The organism is Sphingomicrobium aestuariivivum (genome assembly GCF_024721585.1).
Taxonomy (GTDB): Bacteria; Pseudomonadota; Alphaproteobacteria; order Sphingomonadales; family Sphingomonadaceae; genus Sphingomicrobium; species Sphingomicrobium aestuariivivum.
Map to the genome: position 1 here is coordinate 1,334,081 of NZ_CP102629.1, position 15,597 is coordinate 1,349,677.

General features: G+C 66.9%; 16 protein-coding genes. 13 read left to right on the forward strand and 3 right to left on the reverse strand.

Annotated features, from left to right (window positions below; genetic code table 11):
- Window positions 1-4: 4 nt before the first annotated feature.
- The 7 genes from NUW81_RS06890 to NUW81_RS06920 all read left to right on the forward strand — a co-directional run bounded on the left by NUW81_RS06890 (window position 5) and on the right by NUW81_RS06920 (window position 5,386).
- On the forward strand, window positions 5-1,723 hold the full coding sequence (locus NUW81_RS06890) for an alpha/beta hydrolase family protein (RefSeq protein WP_245111789.1): 1,719 nt from the start codon (window positions 5-7) through the stop codon (window positions 1,721-1,723).
- Between the two features lie 74 nt (window positions 1,724-1,797).
- A complete protein-coding gene (locus tag NUW81_RS06895; protein WP_245111790.1) occupies window positions 1,798-2,568 on the forward strand; it encodes an alpha/beta fold hydrolase in 771 nt (256 codons plus the stop codon).
- Window positions 2,568-3,287 (forward strand): tetratricopeptide repeat protein, encoded by a 720-nt coding sequence (locus NUW81_RS06900; protein ID WP_245111791.1) that lies wholly within the window; start codon window positions 2,568-2,570, stop codon window positions 3,285-3,287. Before NUW81_RS06895 ends, NUW81_RS06900 begins: the two co-directional genes overlap by 1 nt.
- On the forward strand, window positions 3,284-3,706 hold the full coding sequence (locus NUW81_RS06905) for a VOC family protein (RefSeq protein WP_245111792.1): 423 nt from the start codon (window positions 3,284-3,286) through the stop codon (window positions 3,704-3,706). Before NUW81_RS06900 ends, NUW81_RS06905 begins: the two co-directional genes overlap by 4 nt.
- A complete protein-coding gene (gloB, locus tag NUW81_RS06910; protein ID WP_245111793.1) occupies window positions 3,700-4,452 on the forward strand; it encodes a hydroxyacylglutathione hydrolase in 753 nt (250 codons plus the stop codon). The genes NUW81_RS06905 and gloB overlap by 7 nt, the downstream gene beginning before the upstream one ends.
- Entirely contained in the window at window positions 4,452-4,919 is a 468-nt protein-coding gene (locus NUW81_RS06915; protein ID WP_245111794.1) for a YybH family protein, read from the forward strand. The genes gloB and NUW81_RS06915 overlap by 1 nt, the downstream gene beginning before the upstream one ends.
- Window positions 4,920-4,990: 71 nt before the next feature.
- On the forward strand, window positions 4,991-5,386 hold the full coding sequence (locus NUW81_RS06920; protein ID WP_245111796.1) for a DUF6491 family protein: 396 nt from the start codon (window positions 4,991-4,993) through the stop codon (window positions 5,384-5,386).
- Window positions 5,387-5,389: 3 nt separating this feature from the next.
- On the opposite strand, the gene NUW81_RS06925 is transcribed toward NUW81_RS06920, so the two are convergent.
- Window positions 5,390-6,097 (reverse strand): CPBP family intramembrane glutamic endopeptidase, encoded by a 708-nt coding sequence (locus tag NUW81_RS06925; RefSeq protein ID WP_245111797.1) that lies wholly within the window; start codon window positions 6,095-6,097, stop codon window positions 5,390-5,392.
- Window positions 6,098-6,156: 59 nt separating this feature from the next.
- Window positions 6,157-7,923 (reverse strand): AMP-dependent synthetase/ligase, encoded by a 1,767-nt coding sequence (locus NUW81_RS06930; RefSeq protein WP_245111800.1) that lies wholly within the window; start codon window positions 7,921-7,923, stop codon window positions 6,157-6,159.
- A gap of 142 nt (window positions 7,924-8,065) precedes the next feature.
- On the opposite strand from NUW81_RS06930, the gene NUW81_RS06935 reads away from it, so the two are divergent.
- Window positions 8,066-9,736 carry a gamma-glutamyltransferase family protein gene (locus tag NUW81_RS06935; RefSeq protein ID WP_245111803.1) on the forward strand — a complete coding sequence of 557 codons (1,671 nt, stop codon included), beginning with the start codon at window positions 8,066-8,068 and terminating at the stop codon, window positions 9,734-9,736.
- Window positions 9,737-9,739: 3 nt separating this feature from the next.
- On the opposite strand, the gene NUW81_RS06940 is transcribed toward NUW81_RS06935, so the two are convergent.
- Window positions 9,740-10,777, reverse strand: a complete 1,038-nt coding sequence (locus NUW81_RS06940; protein WP_245111807.1) for a quinone-dependent dihydroorotate dehydrogenase — start codon at window positions 10,775-10,777, stop codon at window positions 9,740-9,742.
- A 71-nt stretch (window positions 10,778-10,848) separates the two neighbouring features.
- On the opposite strand from NUW81_RS06940, the gene NUW81_RS06945 reads away from it, so the two are divergent.
- The 5 genes from NUW81_RS06945 (at window position 10,849) to sufC (ending at window position 15,595) form a co-directional block, all read left to right on the forward strand.
- Window positions 10,849-12,666, forward strand: coding sequence for a DUF885 domain-containing protein (locus NUW81_RS06945; protein WP_245111809.1), 1,818 nt, complete (start codon window positions 10,849-10,851; stop codon window positions 12,664-12,666).
- Window positions 12,667-12,789: 123 nt separating this feature from the next.
- Window positions 12,790-13,185: an SUF system Fe-S cluster assembly regulator gene (locus tag NUW81_RS06950; protein WP_245111812.1), complete on the forward strand. Its 396-nt coding sequence runs from the start codon at window positions 12,790-12,792 to the stop codon at window positions 13,183-13,185.
- 32 nt (window positions 13,186-13,217) lie between these two features.
- Complete coding sequence (gene sufB / locus NUW81_RS06955; protein ID WP_245113730.1) at window positions 13,218-14,672, forward strand: Fe-S cluster assembly protein SufB; 1,455 nt, start codon at window positions 13,218-13,220, stop codon at window positions 14,670-14,672.
- Complete coding sequence (locus tag NUW81_RS06960; protein ID WP_245111814.1) at window positions 14,669-14,848, forward strand: hypothetical protein; 180 nt, start codon at window positions 14,669-14,671, stop codon at window positions 14,846-14,848. The genes sufB and NUW81_RS06960 overlap by 4 nt, the downstream gene beginning before the upstream one ends.
- Window positions 14,849-14,851: 3 nt before the next feature.
- Window positions 14,852-15,595 (forward strand): Fe-S cluster assembly ATPase SufC, encoded by a 744-nt coding sequence (gene sufC, locus NUW81_RS06965; protein WP_245111817.1) that lies wholly within the window; start codon window positions 14,852-14,854, stop codon window positions 15,593-15,595.
- Window positions 15,596-15,597: the final 2 nt, after the last annotated feature.

The following is a 15,597-nucleotide window of genomic DNA, read 5'->3' on the forward strand; positions in this document are numbered from 1 at the left end:
AACCATGAAACATCACCTCACGGGCGCGCTCGCCGCGCTCCTCCTCGCCGCGCCCGACATGGCGCTCGCCCAGACCGCTGAAGATCCCGTCGGCAGCTGGCACGGCGATATCGCCACCCCGATGGGCGACCTCACCCTCGTCCTCACCGTCGAGCGCGAGGACGACGGCGACCTCGTCGGCAAGCTTGAGAGCCGCGACCAGGCGCCCGGCCGCCTGACCGAGGTCGACGACCTCGTCATCACCGCCGAGGAACTCCGCTTCGGCGTGGCGCGCATCAACGCCACCTACAGCGCCAGCTGGAACGAGGCCGCGGGCCGGTGGGACGGCCAATGGGTCCAGGGACAGGGCCTGCCCCTCGCCCTCGAACCGGGCGAACCCGACCCCGATCCTGTCATCGAGGGGCTCGACGGCACCTGGACCGGCGAGGTCGTGCGCAACGGCGTCACGCTGCGGCAGGTGCTGCGCATCGCGACCGGCGATGACGGCACGGCCGTCTTCTACGATTCGCCCGACCAGATGATCCAGTCGCTGCCCATCGCCGACCTGTCCCGCGAAGGCGCGGATGTCGGCTTTTCCATCTATCGCGGCGTCGTCCGCTTCGACGGCACGCTCGATGGCGACACCATCACCGGCAAATGGACCGCCGAGAACCAGCCCGACATGGACCTCGTCCTGACCCGCGGCGAGGCGCAAGAGCCTAGGGAAGCCAAGCGCCCGCAGCTGCCCGTCGGCCCTTTACCCTATGAGGTGGAAGAAGTGGAATTCGACAATGCGTCCGCCGGCCACAGCCTCGCGGGCACGCTGACCCTGCCCGAGGGCGAGGGGCCACATCCCGCCGCCATCCTCATCTCGGGCTCGGGCCCGCAGGACCGCGACGAGAGCCTGCTCGGGCACAAGCCCTTCGCGGTGCTCGCCGATCACCTTACCCGCAACGGCATCGCCGTGCTGCGCTTCGATGATCGCGGCGTCGGCGGGTCGGGCGGCGATTTCGCCGCCGCCACCTCGGCCGACCATGCGACCGACGCCAATGCCGCCTTCGCCTTCCTCGAAGGGCGCGATGATATCGCCGCCGACGCCATCGGCTTCATCGGCCATTCGGAAGGCGGGATGATCGGCCCCATCGCCATGCGCGACAATGACGCGGTCGCCTTCCTCGTCATGCTGGCCGGCCCCGGCACGCGGCTCGACCAGCTGCTCCTGTTGCAGCGGCGCCTGATGGGCGCGCAGATGGGCATGAGCGAGGAAGAGATCGACCGCGGCGAGCCGGTGATGAAGGAAATCTTCGCTGCCATCGGCGCCGCGACGAGCGAGGAACAGGCCGCTGCCAATATTCGCGCCATCCTCGATGCAGAGGCGATGCAGGCGCTCGGCCTGCCCGCCGACGCCGACCCCGCGCTGGTGATCGGGCAGATGGAATCGCCCTGGTACGCCTATCTCCTGCGCTACGACCCGCGCCCCAATCTCGAGGCAGTGGATGTACCGGTCCTCGCGATCAACGGCACGCTCGACCTGCAGGTGCCGGCACAGGACAACCTTTCCGCCATCCGCGTCGCGCTGGCGCGCAATCCCGATGTCACGGTTCGCCAGCTCGACGGGCTCAACCACCTGTTTCAGACCGCGACGACCGGTTCGGTGGGCGAATATCGCGACATCGAGGAGACCTTCGATCCGGCCGCGCTCGAAGTCGTGTCCGACTGGCTACGCGCCCGCTTCCTGCGCTGATCCGCACCGGCCCGTGGCGCGTCGCTCCAACGGGCGACTAGCCGCGGGCCGCCATGCTTCCTAGATGGGGGAGCATGAACGACCAGCCGACTATCCAGCACCTCGACGTCGAGGGCCGCCCGATCGCCTACCGCCACCGTCGCGGGTCGAAGGGCATCACCTACCTCTTCCTGCCCGGCTATGCCTCCGACATGGAGGGCGGCAAGGCGACCGCCATCGACGCCTATGCCGCGCAAGGCGGGCGCACCTCGATCCGCATGGACTATTCGGGCACGGGCAGCTCGCCCGGCGACTTCGCCGACGGCACGCTTACCCGCTGGCTCGAGGAAGTACTGGCGGTGATCGACCGGCTCGCCAAGGGCCCCGTCATCCTCATCGGCTCCTCGATGGGCGGCTGGCTCGCGCTTGCCGCCGCGCAGGCCCGCCCGACCCGCGTCGCCGCCGTCCTCGGCCTCGCCGCCGCGCCCGACTTCACCGACTGGGGCTTTTCGGACGAAGCGAAGGCGATGCTCGAGCGCGACGGCAAGCTCGAACGCCCGAGCGACTATGACGACAGCGTCATGGTGACCCACAAGGGCTTCGTCGATTCCGGCGCCGACCTCCGCCTCCTCGACAAGCCGATCGCCTTCGACGGCCCTGTCCGCTTCGTCCATGGCGAGAAGGACAAGGACGTGCCCGCGCGCATCGCCGCCAAGGCGCTCCAGCGCCTCACCAGCCCCGATGTTCAGCTGCGCCTCATCAAGAATAGCGGACATCGCCTGTCCGAGCCGCACGAGATCGCCGCCATCCTCGGCGAGCTCCATGCGCTCGACCTGCTTGTCACGCAAAGCGGAGCGACCGCCTGATGTCCCTTTCCCTCCTCGCCCTCGCCCTCCTCGCGCAGGACGCGCCGCCATCGGTGGCAATGCCGGGCGAACTGCTCGTCTGCGGCACCGACGACAGCATGGAGAGCCGCGAATGCCGCGCCCAGCTCGCCATGAAGGACGGGCGGCAGGCCGATGCCGCCGCCGAATTCATGGCCATCGCGGGCGAGGCGACCGATTTGCGCAGTGCCGGGCAGGCCTATGCCGCCGCCGCCACGCTCTACAATGTCGCGAAGGACTATGAGCGCGCCCACGAGGCCGCCGCCGCGGCGGCCGCCACCAACAGCCTCGAGCCGATGCAGCTCGGCTGGGTGCTGGTCGACCAGGCGTGGGCGCTCCACGAACTGGGGCGGCTCGAGGAATCCAACGCCGCGCTCGCCAGCGCCGGCCAGCTCGTGCAGGACGACCCCTTCTACTGGCTCGCCGCCGCCGAGATGGCCGGACAGTCGGGCGACTATGCCACCGCGCTCACCCGCATCGGCCAGGCCGAGCAGCGCGCCCCCGACAGCCCCGAAGTGCTCTTCACCAAGGGCGAGGTGCTGATGGCCTCGGGCGACGAGGCGGGCGCGAAGGCCGCCTGGCAGGCGGCGATCCTCGCCATGCCCGACCATCCCGCCGCCCAGATCGCCAACGAACGGCTGCAGGCACTCGAGCCGCTTGCCCCCACTCCCGACGTCCCCCCCGAGGAGCCCGCCCGATGACCGCTTTCCTCCACACCATGATCCGCGTCACCGACCCCGAGGCGACGATCAACTTCTTCAAGCTGCTCGGCCTCGAAGGGCGACGCGTGAAGGAAAGCGATCCCGGTCGCTTCACCCTCTATTTCCTTGGCGTGCCCGGCGAGGATGCCGAGATCGAGCTCACGCACAATTGGGACGGCGAGGGCGAGGATTTCGGCGGCGGGCGCAATTTCGGTCATCTCGCCTTCGAGGTCGATGACATCTACGCCACCTGCGAGAAGCTGCAGGCCCATGGCGTCACCATCAACCGGCCCCCGCGCGAGGGCCGCATGGCCTTCGTGAAGACCCCCGACGGCATCTCGATCGAGCTCTTGAACAAGGGCGGCGCGCAGGAACCGAAGGAGCCGTGGGCCTCGATGGAGAATGTCGGCACATGGTGACGCGCGCAGGCTATGAGATCGACAAGGTCGGCGATCTCGAGATCGCCTGTGTCCCCGCGTTCAGCGACAATTATCACTGGCTGGTGAAGCTCGGCAATGCCGTGCTGGTGGTCGACCCGGGCGACGGCGCAGCCTGCCTCCAGGCGGCGGAAAAGCTCGGCTGGACCATCACCCACGTGCTCGTCACCCACTGGCACCCCGACCACACCGGCGGCAATCTCGCCATCAGGGAGGCGACCGGCGCGCAGATCCTCGGCCCCGCCCCCGAAGCCGACAAGATTCCCGGCCTCGACGTCGCGCTCGAGGACGACCAGCTCTTCTCGATCGAGGGCCAGCCGATCACCGTCTGGCACGTCCCCGGCCACACCCTCGGCCACATCGCCTACGTCTTCCACGACGGCCCCGTCTTCTGCGGCGACACGCTGTTCGCGATGGGCTGCGGAAGATTGTTCGAGGGCACGGCGGCCCAGATGCACGCGAGCCTCCGCCGCTTCGCCGACCTTCCCGGCGGCACGCCGCTCTATTGCGCCCACGAATATACGCTGTCGAATGGCCGCTTCGCGATCACCGCCGAGCCCGACAATGCCGCCATCGCCGAGCGCCTCGCCGCCGTCGAGACCGCGCGCGCCGCGGGCCGCCGCACCGTCCCCACCACGGTGGGCGAGGAGCTGGCGACCAACCCGTTTATGCGCGCGGAGAGTGCTGAAGAGCTCGCCCGCCGCCGCACCGCCAAGGACAATTTCTGATGCGCCTCACGATCATCGCCCTCGCGCTCGGCCTCGCCGCCTGCCAGCAGCAGGAGCCCGACGCGCCCGCCGCACCCGACCTCGCCGAAACCCGCGCCGCGATCGAGGCCGTGCTGGATGCCAGCGACGACGGCTGGAACGAGGGCGACATGGACAAATTCCTGTCCATCTATTCGGACGATCCCGCCACCAGCTATGTCGGCTCGAAGGGGCTCTCCCGCGGCAAGGCCGAGTTCGAGGAACGCTATCGAAACGCCTATGACTGGTCGGCTCCCGACAATAGCGAACGCGGAACCCTGTCGATGGAAACGCTCGACGTCCGCCCCCTCGGCCCCGACCATGCGCTCTATATCGGCCGCTATACGCTGACCTATGCCGACGACCGCGATCCCGACACGGGGCTCACGAGCCTCGTCTTCGCGCGTGAGGGCGAAGATTGGCGTATCATCGCCGACCATTCGAGCTGATCCGTTCAGGCCAGCGAAACATCGGCGGGCCGAGAATCGTTTCAAGAGCGGAACCCTTCAGGAGTCGCGCCATGAACAAGATCCTTGCCCTCGCGCCGCTGGCGCTGCTCGCCGGCTGCACCACCTCCGAACCCTATGCGATGAGCGCCGATGACGAGGCCGAGCTCGCCGAGCTGCTCGGCGACCGCGTGCCCGGCGAGCCGGTCAGCTGCCTGCCCGCCAACGTCACTTCCTCGACCGTGGTCGATGATCACACCATCGTCTATCGCGTCGGCCGCACCCGCTACCTCCAGACCTTCGATGCCCCCTGCAGCGGGCTCGACCGGATCGGCCACGTACTGGTGATCGAAAGCCCGATGGGGCGCACCTGCCGCGGCGACCGCGCCCGCGTGGTCGAGACGACGGCGGGCATGACCGGCGGCTTTTGCACCTTCAGCCACTTCATCCCCTATCGCGACGCCGACTAGGCCTCAGGCGACATAGGCGAACCAGATGATCGCCAGCACGGCGGCATTGTGGACGCCATGCGCGAAGATGGGCGCGGTCAGCCGCCGCGTGGCGACGAACAGCGCGGTGTAGACGAGCGTCGGCACGAGGATGGTGATCCACTGCAGCGTATCTTGCGGCAGGTGCCCGACCATGAAGATGACGACCGACAGGGGCACGGCGATGGCGAGGCCGAGGCGCTTGTTGGCGAAGGCCGAGCGCAGCACGTTGATGGTGAAGCCGCGGTTGAAGATCTCCTCCGCCACCCCGCCGCCGAGCACGCCGAGCACGAGCCAGCCCGCCATCGCCGCGGGGCGCCCGCCAATACTCTCGATGATGTCCGCGACGTCGACCTGGTCGGCGCCGCCATAAGCGGGAATGACGACAAGCATCTCGACGAGCGCCCAAGCGAGCCCCACCACCGTGCCGACCAGCGCATCGCCGCGCCACCGGCTCCAGTCCCAGCCGATATCGCGATAATCACCGCCGAGCAGGCGCAGGGCGAACCAGACCAGCGCGCTGACGCTGAAAAGTTGGAACAGCCCCATCCAGAGCCGGTTTTCGCCCGTCAGCCCGCCCGCGGGCTTGAAGATGCCGAGATAGAGGTTGGGCAGGATGAAAAGCGCATAGCCCAGCAACAGCGTGGCGACATAGATCGCCACCGTGCGTCCGCGTCCCGCAGTCAATGCCATGTTCCAGCCCCCGTTAGTGTATTACCTTAATAGGTCACTAGGGGAGCCGGAAGCGATGATCAACCCTTGTAGAGCTTGCTCAGCCGGTCCTCGTAGACCGCGTTGATCTTGTGACGGCGGATCGACTGCTTGGGGGTGAGCATCTCGTTATCGACGGTGAAGGCCTCGTCGGCGATGATGAAGCGGCGAACCTTCTCGATGACCGACAGGTCGGCGTTGACGCGGTCGACCGCGGCGCCAAGCGCGCGCTTCACCTCTTCCTCGTTCATGCCGCGGGTGGCTTCGGCATCGGGCACCAGCAGCGCCACGATATAGGGGCGGCGGTCGCCATAGACCATCGCCTGCCCGATCTCGGGCTGCAGCGTCAGGATGCCCTCGATCCGCTGCGGCGCGACATTGTCACCCTTGTCGAGGACGATGAGGTCTTTCTTGCGGTCGGTGATCTTGATGCGGCCCTTCTCGTCGATATGGCCGACGTCGCCGGTGAGCAGCCAGCCCTCCTCGTCGAGCACCTTGGCGGTGTCATCCTTGTTGCGCCAGTAGCCGGTCATCACCAGCTCGCCGCGCACGCAGATCTCGCCATCCTCGGCGATCTTCACCTCGGTGTTCTTCAAGGGCGGGCCGACCGTGTCCATGCGCAGGCCGGCGCTCGGCCGGTTGCAGCTGATGACCGGACCGCTCTCGGTCTGGCCATAGCCCTGGAGCATGGTGAGCCCCATCGCCTGGAAGAACAGGCCGACATCGGGATTGAGCGGCGCCCCGCCCGAGACCATTGCCTTCATCCGGCCACCGAACTTGTCGCGGACCTTCTTGCGCAATGTGTTCCCGAGGATCGCGTTCATCGGGATATCGAGCACGCTCGACTTGCCGTTGTAGCGCTTCTCCTCGATCTGCAACGCGCGGCGGAGGAGGTAGGCGGCAACCCCACCTTCCTTCTCGATGGTCTTGAGCATCTTGGCGCGCAGCATCTCGAACAGGCGCGGCACGACGACCATGATCGTCGGCTTCGTCTCCTCGATATTGGCGGCGAGCTTCTCGAGCCCCTCGGCATAATAGATTTCCGCGCCGAGCCCGATCGGGAAATGCTGCCCCCCGGTATGCTCGTAGGCGTGGCTCGCGGGCAGGAAGGAGAGGAACACCTCGTCCTCCCAGCCGAAGTCGTTGGCGATGACGTCGACGCAGCCTTCCACATTGTGGAGGATCATGCCGTGATGCTGCTTGACCCCGCGCGGCGCGCCGCCGGTACCGCTCGTGTAGATGAGGCAGGCAAGGTCGCCGCGCGTCTTCTGGCGGGCTTCTTCCTCATAGGCGATGAGGTCGGCCTCGGTGCCGAGCAGCTCGTCCCAATGGTGGAACTTGGCGACATCGGGCGATTGGCCGGTGATGATGTCGTCGATCGAGATGATGTGGTGGCATTCGCTCGCGAACAGCACGGCGGGAATGAGCGGCTCGGCCAGCTTCTGGGTCGAGACGATCACCGCGCGCGCATCCGAATTGCCGAGGATATGCTGGTGGTCGCGGGTCGTGTTGGTGGTGTAGGTCGGCACGGTGACGCAGCCCGCCGCCATGATGGCGAGATCAGCGATCAGCCATTCGGGACGGTTCTCGGAGACCAGCATGACGCGGTCGCCCTCTTCCATCCCGAGATCGCGTAAGCCCTGCGCCATGCTCGCCACCATCTCGGCGGCGCGGCGCCAGCTGGTCGACTGCCATTCGCCGTCCTTCTTGGCCCAGAGGAACGGCTTGTCGCCCTTCTCCCGAGCCCGCGTGAAGAACATCGTCACGAGGTTGGGGAAATGTTCGAGTTCGGTGCGGCGGCTCGCCATGGGGTCTCCTCTCCGAGCGGGGAACGCGCGTCCTGACAGGCACGATCCCGAAGAATTTCGGCGTTCATAGCGCATTTTACCGCTCAAGGAAGAGCGGCGGTCCAATGGACAGCGTCGTGGCGGCGCGATAGCAACCCTTGTCATGACCCGCACGCTCCTGCCGCTTCTCGCGCTTCCGCTCGCCGCCTGCACCACCATCCAGCCGGTGGAGCAGGAGACGCACACCCCCTTCGTCATCGCCGCCAACCCGCTCGCCGCGCAGGCGGGGATGGACATCCTCGAGCATGGCGGGAGCGCCGCCGATGCCGCGGTCGCGGTGCAGGCGATGCTGAGCCTCGTCGAGCCGCAGTCATCGGGTGTGGGCGGCGGCGCCTTCCTCCATTTCTACGACGCGGGCAGCGAAACCACTTTGGTCTATGACGGCCGCGAGATCGCGCCCGCTGGCGCCAGCCCCACCATGTTCCTCGGCGAGGATGGCGAACGGCTCGGCTATGGCCGCGCCGTCCTGTCGGGCCGCGCGGTCGGCGTGCCCGGCGCGGTCGCCGCGCTGCATGCCGCGCACGAGGACCATGGCCGCCTGCCGTGGGACCTCCTCTTCACCGACGCGATCGTCACCGCCGAACAAGGCTTCGCCATCAGCCCGCGCCTCGGCAACTTCCTGACGCAGGACTGGCCGCAACTCTCGCAGCCCGATGCGCAGCGCTATTTCGCGGACAAGGGCACGGGCGATACGCTTCGCAACCTTGCCTATGGCGACTTCCTCCGCCGTCTCCGCCTCGAGGGCCCGTCCGCGCTGCTCGAGGGCGAGACCGCGAAAGCGATCGTCGCCAAGACGCGCGAGGGCGAGCTTCCCGGCACGCTGACCCTCGCCGACATGGCGGGCTACGAGGTCATCGAAAAGGCCAGCGTGTGCAGCGAATGGCTGCGCTATGACGTCTGCGCGCCGCCGCCGCCCTCCTCGGGCGCCGCCTTCCTCCAGCTGCTCGGTCTCCTCGAGCGCACCGACATCGCCGCCACTAGCGCCGATGATCCCGAGGGCTGGTACCTGTTCGCCATGGCGAGCCGCCTCATGTACGCCGACCGCGACGCCTATTTCGGCGATGTCGACACGGTCCCCATCGCGGGCCTCCTCGCCCCCGACTATCTCGACGAGCGCGCCGCCCTGATCGGACCCGTCGCCGGGCCCGCACCGGAAGCGGGCGTGCCCGAGGGCGCCCCCGCCACTACCGTGCCCGACGCCACGCTCGAGCCCACCGGCACCAGCCATTTCATCGTCCGCGACAAATGGGGCGATGCGATTTCCATCACCACCACCGTCGAGAGCATTTTCGGCACGGGCCGGATGGTCGACGGCTTCTTCCTCAACAACCAGCTCACCGACTTCAGCTTCGATCCGATGACCGACGGCGGCGCGCCCCACCCCAATGCGGTGGCACCGGGCAAGCGCCCGCGCTCCTCGATGATCCCGCTGATCCTGCTCGAGGATGGCGACTTCGCAGGCGCCATCGGAAGCGCCGGGGGCAATTCGATCCCCGCCTATGTCGGCAAGACGCTGGTCGGCGCGACCTATTGGGGGCTGACGATGGAGGAGGCGCTCGCGCTGCCCAACATGATCGCGCGCGGCGAGCGCGTCGGTGCCGAGGCCGACAAGCTGCCGCAGGACGTGATCGACGGGCTGGCGCGACGCGGCGTGACGCTGGTGCCGGGGCAGGGCGAGGGCTCGGGCGTCCACGGCGTCATCATCCGCGAGGACGGCACCATCGACGGCGGGGCGGACCCGCGCCGCGAGGGCGTCGTGCTGGTCGGCGACTAGGCCCTAGAGGTCGGCGCCGACGATCTCGGAGATGTTGGCCACGCCTTCCTCCTCGAGCCGCCGCGCGAGCTGGCCGTTGAGGCGCATCGCGAGCCCCGGCCCCTCGTAGACCAGCGCCGAGTAGATCTGGACGAGGCTCGCGCCCGCCCGTATCCGCTCCCACACGTCATCGACCGTCTCGATGCCCCCCGCCGCGATCAGCGGGATGCGCCCCTTGGTCTCGCGCGCAAAGGCCCTGAGCGCCTCGAGCGCCTTCTCCTTGAGCGGCCGTCCCGACAGCCCGCCGGCCTCGCCCGCATGTTCGGACTGCAGCGTGTCGGGCCGGTCGATCGTCGTGTTCGAGACGATGATGCCGTCGATCTTGGTCGAGATCGCCACCCGCACGATGCGCGCCGGATCGTCCTCGGCAAGGTCGGGCGCGACCTTGAGGAAGATGGGCGGCCCGTCCTGCCCCCTCGTCTCGCGCACGGTGTTCAACAGCTCGCGCAGCGCCTTGGGGCTCTGCAGCTGGCGCAGGCCGGGCGTGTTGGGCGAGGAGATGTTGACGGTGAGATAATCGGCATAGGGCGACATGGACACGACCCCGCGCCGGTAATCGGCGATGCGGTCCTCGCTGTCCTTGTTGGCGCCGATATTGACCCCCATCAGCCCGCGCCGGTGGTCGCGATAGCCGATGCGCTTGCGCGCCGCGTCCTGGCCCTCGTTGTTGAACCCCATGCGGTTGATCACCGCGCGGTCCTCCTCGAGCCGGAACAGGCGGGGCTTTTCATTGCCCTCCTGTGGTCGCGGCGTGACGGTGCCGACCTCGACGAAGCCGAAGCCGAAGCCGAGCATCGCGTCGGGCACCTCGCCATTCTTGTCGAAGCCCGCCGCCAGCCCGATCGGGCTCGGGAAATGCAGACCGGCCACGTCCTGCCCGAGGCTGGACGCGAACTTGGGCACCGGCCGCTTGGGCAGCAGCTTCAGTGCGGTAATGGTAAGCCGATGCGCCTTTTCGGGATCCATCCGGAACACCAGCGGGCGCGTGAGACCGTAGAGCATGGTTCGGCACTAGCCTTCCCTCACCATGGCGGGCAAGGTGTCCTCGATCCTAATTTTTCGGAGACGACCTTATGCGCCTAGCCCTTCTTGCTGCCTCGAGCCTTGCCGTGATGGCCTGCACCCCCGCCGTGACCGGGGCGCCCGCCTCCACGGCGGCAGCGCCCGCCGCGCCCGCGGCGGCAGAAGCGCGCGATCCGGCGCTCGCGGCCCTGTTCGAGGCGCATGATGCGGCGATGCTCGAGCTCTCCCCCGTGGCCAAGAGCTATCGCGGCATCATCGACGAGGATTACGGCACCTGGGGTGATGTCTCCGAAGAAGCCAGTGACAAGCAGCTCGCGCTGATGCGCGACACCGCGGCCAAGCTGAAGGCGGGCTTCGACCCCGCCACCCTGTCGGTGCAGGACCGCCTTTCCTACGAGATTTTCCTGCGCAACCTCGCCAACCAGGAACGGCTCGAGCCCTACGACCGCCACGGCTTCATCTTCAACCAGATGTTCGGCGCGCAGGCGCAGGCCGCCGCCTTCCTCATCAACATCCACCGCATCGGCGAGCCCGCCCATGCCGAGGCCTATATCAGCCGCATCGCCGACATCGGCCGCGTCCTGCCCGAACTGTCGCGCCAGTCGAAGGACCGCTCGGCGCTCGGCATCGCGCCGCCCAAGTGGGTCTACCCTTACGTCATCGCCGACGTCGACAACCTCCTCGAGGCGGGCATGGACAATGCGGTGCTCGAGGATTTCCGCGGCAAGGTCGCCAAGCTCGACATCGCGGACGCCGAAAAGGCCGACCTCATCGCCCGTGCCGATGCGGCCTGGGCGAACGAGGCCGTGCCCGCCTATCAGGCACTGCGCGCCGAGATGGTCCGGCAGGAAGCCGTGGCGGGCATGGACGACGGCATCTGGCGCCTGCCCGATGGCGCCGGCTATTATGCGAACCTTCTCAAGCAATATACCGACAGCGACATGAGTGCCGACGAGGTCCACGAACTCGGCCTCGCCAATGTCGCGCGCATCCATGACGAGATGCGGCAGATCATGGAGAAGGTCGGCTTCACCGGCACGCTGTCCGAATTTTTCGAATATACCCGCACCGACCCGCGCTTCTTCGCCAAGAGTCGCGAGGAATATCTGGACCGCGCCGCCACCGTGCAGGCCGCGATGGACGAGAAGCTGCCCGAATATTTCGGCACGCTGCCGTCCGACCCGCTGGTCGTGAAGCCGGTCGAGGCCTTCCGCGAGAAATCGGCGGGCAAGGCCTTCTATAACGCGCCTGCCCCCGACGGCTCGCGCCCCGGCGTCTATTACGTCAACCTCTACGACCTCAATGCGATGAGCCTCAACGAACTGGAAGCGCTCGCCTATCACGAGGGCAGCCCGGGCCATCACCTCCAGCGCTCGATCCAGACCAATCTCGAGGCCCTGCCGCCCTTCCGCCGCTTCGGCGGGCAGACCGCCTATACCGAAGGCTGGGGCCTCTATTCCGAAGAACTTGGCAAGGACATGGGCTTCTATACCGATCCCTATTCCGACTTCGGACGGCTCGGCATGGAGCTTTGGCGCGCCGCGCGCCTCGTCGTCGACACCGGCCTCCACCACAAGCGCTGGACCCGCGAGCAGGCGATCGACTACCTCATGACCAACACCCCCAATCCCGAGGGCGATGCGGTCAAGGCGATCGAGCGCTATATCGTCATGCCGGGGCAGGCGACCGCCTATATGGTCGGCAAGCTCAAGATCATGGAATTGCGCGACCGCGCCATGGCCGAGCTCGGCGATGATTTCGATTGGCGCGGCTTCCACGATGCCGTGCTCGTCACCGGCCCCATTCCCCTCGACCTCGTCGAGGATAGCGTCGAGCGCTGGATTGCGCAGGAAAAGCAGTCGCTCTAGACGCCTCTTTCCGGTCGTTGCGAACGACTCGCAACGACCGGAAATCGCTTGAAATTCCGCCGCCGCATCCCTAGCTCGCCAATCGGAACGAATTGGTCCGATTAAACGCTAGAGCCTAGAGAGATGCGCCTCACCCACCTTGCCGACTATGCGGTCGTGATGATGACCGCCGCCGCCCGCACCCCGGGCGAGCGGCTGTCGGCGTCCGCGCTGGCGGAGGAAACCGGCGTGCCGCTGCCGACCGCGCAGAAGCTGATGCAGGCCTTGGGCCGCGCCGGTCTTCTCGTCGGCCAGCGCGGCGCAGGCGGCGGCTATCGCCTCGCGCGCGATCCGCAGGCGATCAGCCTTGCCGACATCATCGAGGCGGTCGAAGGCCCCATCGCCATGACGCAATGCTCGGACGGCCCCTCGGACTGCGCGCTCGACACGCATTGCCGCGTCAAGCCGCACATGGGCCTTGTCGGACAGAAGGTACGCGGCGCCCTCGACGCCGTGAAATTGAAGGAACTCACCCAGTGAGCGAACAACGCGAACTCACCTCCCGCGAGGAAATGAACCCCGAGGCCCGCGAGGCGCTCGACAAGGATTACGAGTGGGGTTTCTCGACCGACATCGAGCAGGAATTCGCGCCCAAGGGGCTCGACGAGGACACGGTGCGCTTCATTTCGGCCAAGAAGGGCGAGCCCGAGTGGATGCTCGAATGGCGCCTCAAGGGTTTTCGCGCCTGGCTCGAGATGGAAGAGGTCGACTGGGCCAAGCTGACGATCCCGCCGATCGACTACCAGGACGCTTATTATTACGCCGAGCCCAAGAAGAAGCCGACGCTGAAGTCGCTCGACGAGCTCGACCCCGAAATCCGCCGCACCTACGAGAAACTCGGCATCCCGATCGAGGAGCAGAAGGTGCTCGCGGGCGTCGAGGGCGCGCGCAAGGTCGCGGTCGATGCCGTGTTCGACAGCGTCTCGGTCGCCACTACCTTCCGCGACGAACTGGAGAAGGCCGGCGTCATCTTCCTCTCCATCTCGGAAGCGGTGAAGAAGCATCCCGAGCTTGTGAAAAAGTATCTTGGCTCGGTCGTGCCGCAGCGCGACAATTATTTCGCCTGCCTCAACTCGGCGGTCTTCTCCGACGGCACCTTCGTCTACATCCCCGAGGGCGTGCGCTGCCCGATGGAGCTGTCGACCTATTTCCGCATCAATGCCGAGAATACCGGCCAGTTCGAGCGCACGCTGATCGTCGCCGAAAAGGGCAGCTACGTCTCCTATCTCGAGGGCTGCACCGCGCCGATGCGCGATGAAAACCAGCTCCATGCCGCCGTGGTCGAAATCTACGCCCACGAGGATGCCGAGGTGAAATACTCCACCGTCCAGAACTGGTATCCGGGCGACAAGGAGGGCAAGGGCGGCATCTACAATTTCGTGACCAAGCGCGCGCTGTGCGCGGGCGACCGCTCGAAGGTGAGCTGGACGCAGGTCGAGACCGGCAGCGCCATCACCTGGAAATATCCGAGCTGCATCCTCAAAGGTGCCGACAGCGTCGGCGAATTCTATTCGGTCGCGCTCACCAACAATTACCAGCAGGCCGACACCGGCACCAAGATGGTGCACATCGGCCCGAACAGCCGCTCGACGATCATCTCCAAGGGAATTTCGGCGGGCAAGTCGGACAACACCTATCGCGGCCTCGTCAAGGTGATGCCGGGCGCCGAGAATGTCCGCAACTTCACCCAGTGCGACAGCCTGCTGCTCGGCTCCAGCTGCGGCGCGCACACCGTGCCCTATATCGAGGTCAGGAACCCGACCGCGACGATCGAGCATGAGGCGACCACCTCCAAGATCAGCGAAGACCAGATGTTCTACGCGCAGGCCCGCGGCCTCGACGAGGAAGCCGCCGTCGCGCTCATCGTCAACGGTTTTGCCAAGGAAGTGCTGAAGGAACTCCCGATGGAGTTCGCCGTCGAGGCGCAGAAGCTCCTCGCATTGTCACTGGAAGGGAGTGTCGGATGATCCGTTACGTACCGCAAGACATCGCCAAGGACGTTACCGCCTTCGTCGAGAAGAGCTGCAAGGACACCGCCGTGCACAAAGACGAGGCCTCGGGCCGCGTCGCCATCGCGACGACGAGCAGCAAGGACATGGACGCCATCTCCAAGAAATTCGCCGCCAAGGGATTTACCTACTAAGCCATGCTGAAGATCGAAAACCTCCACGTCGCGACCGGCGACAAGCCCATCCTCAAGGGCCTCGACCTCACCGTACCCGCGGGCGAAGTCCATGCCATCATGGGCCCCAATGGCGCGGGCAAGTCGACGCTCGCCTATGCGCTCGGCGGCCGCCCCGGCTATGACGTGACCGGCGGCAGCGCCGACTTCGGCGGCAAGGACCTCCTCGACATGGAGCCGCACGAGCGCGCCGCCGCGGGCCTCTTCCTCGGCTTCCAATATCCGGTCGAGATCCCCGGCGTCTCGATGCTCCAGTTCCTGCGCGAGAGCCTCAACGCCCAGCGCCGCGAGCGCGGCGAAGAGGAACTGTCGGGCGCCGAGTTCATCAAGCTCGCGAAAGAGCAGTCGTCCGCCCTCGGGCTGCCTGCCGACATGCTCAAGCGCCCCGTCAACGTCGGCTTCTCGGGCGGCGAGAAGAAGCGTGCCGAGATGGTCCAGATGGGCATCATGCAGCCGAAGTTCGCCATCCTCGACGAGACCGACAGCGGCCTCGACATCGACGCATTGAAAGCCGTCGGCGAGGGCATCAACCGCATCATGCGCGCACCCGACAAGGGCGTGCTCCTCATCACCCACTACCAGCGCCTCTTGGACTATGTGCAGCCCGACAGGGTGCACGTCCTGTCGGCCGGCCGGATCGTCAAATCGGGCGGCCCCGACCTCGCACTCCAGCTCGAGCGCGAAGGCTATGCCGAGGTGGTGGCCTAAGC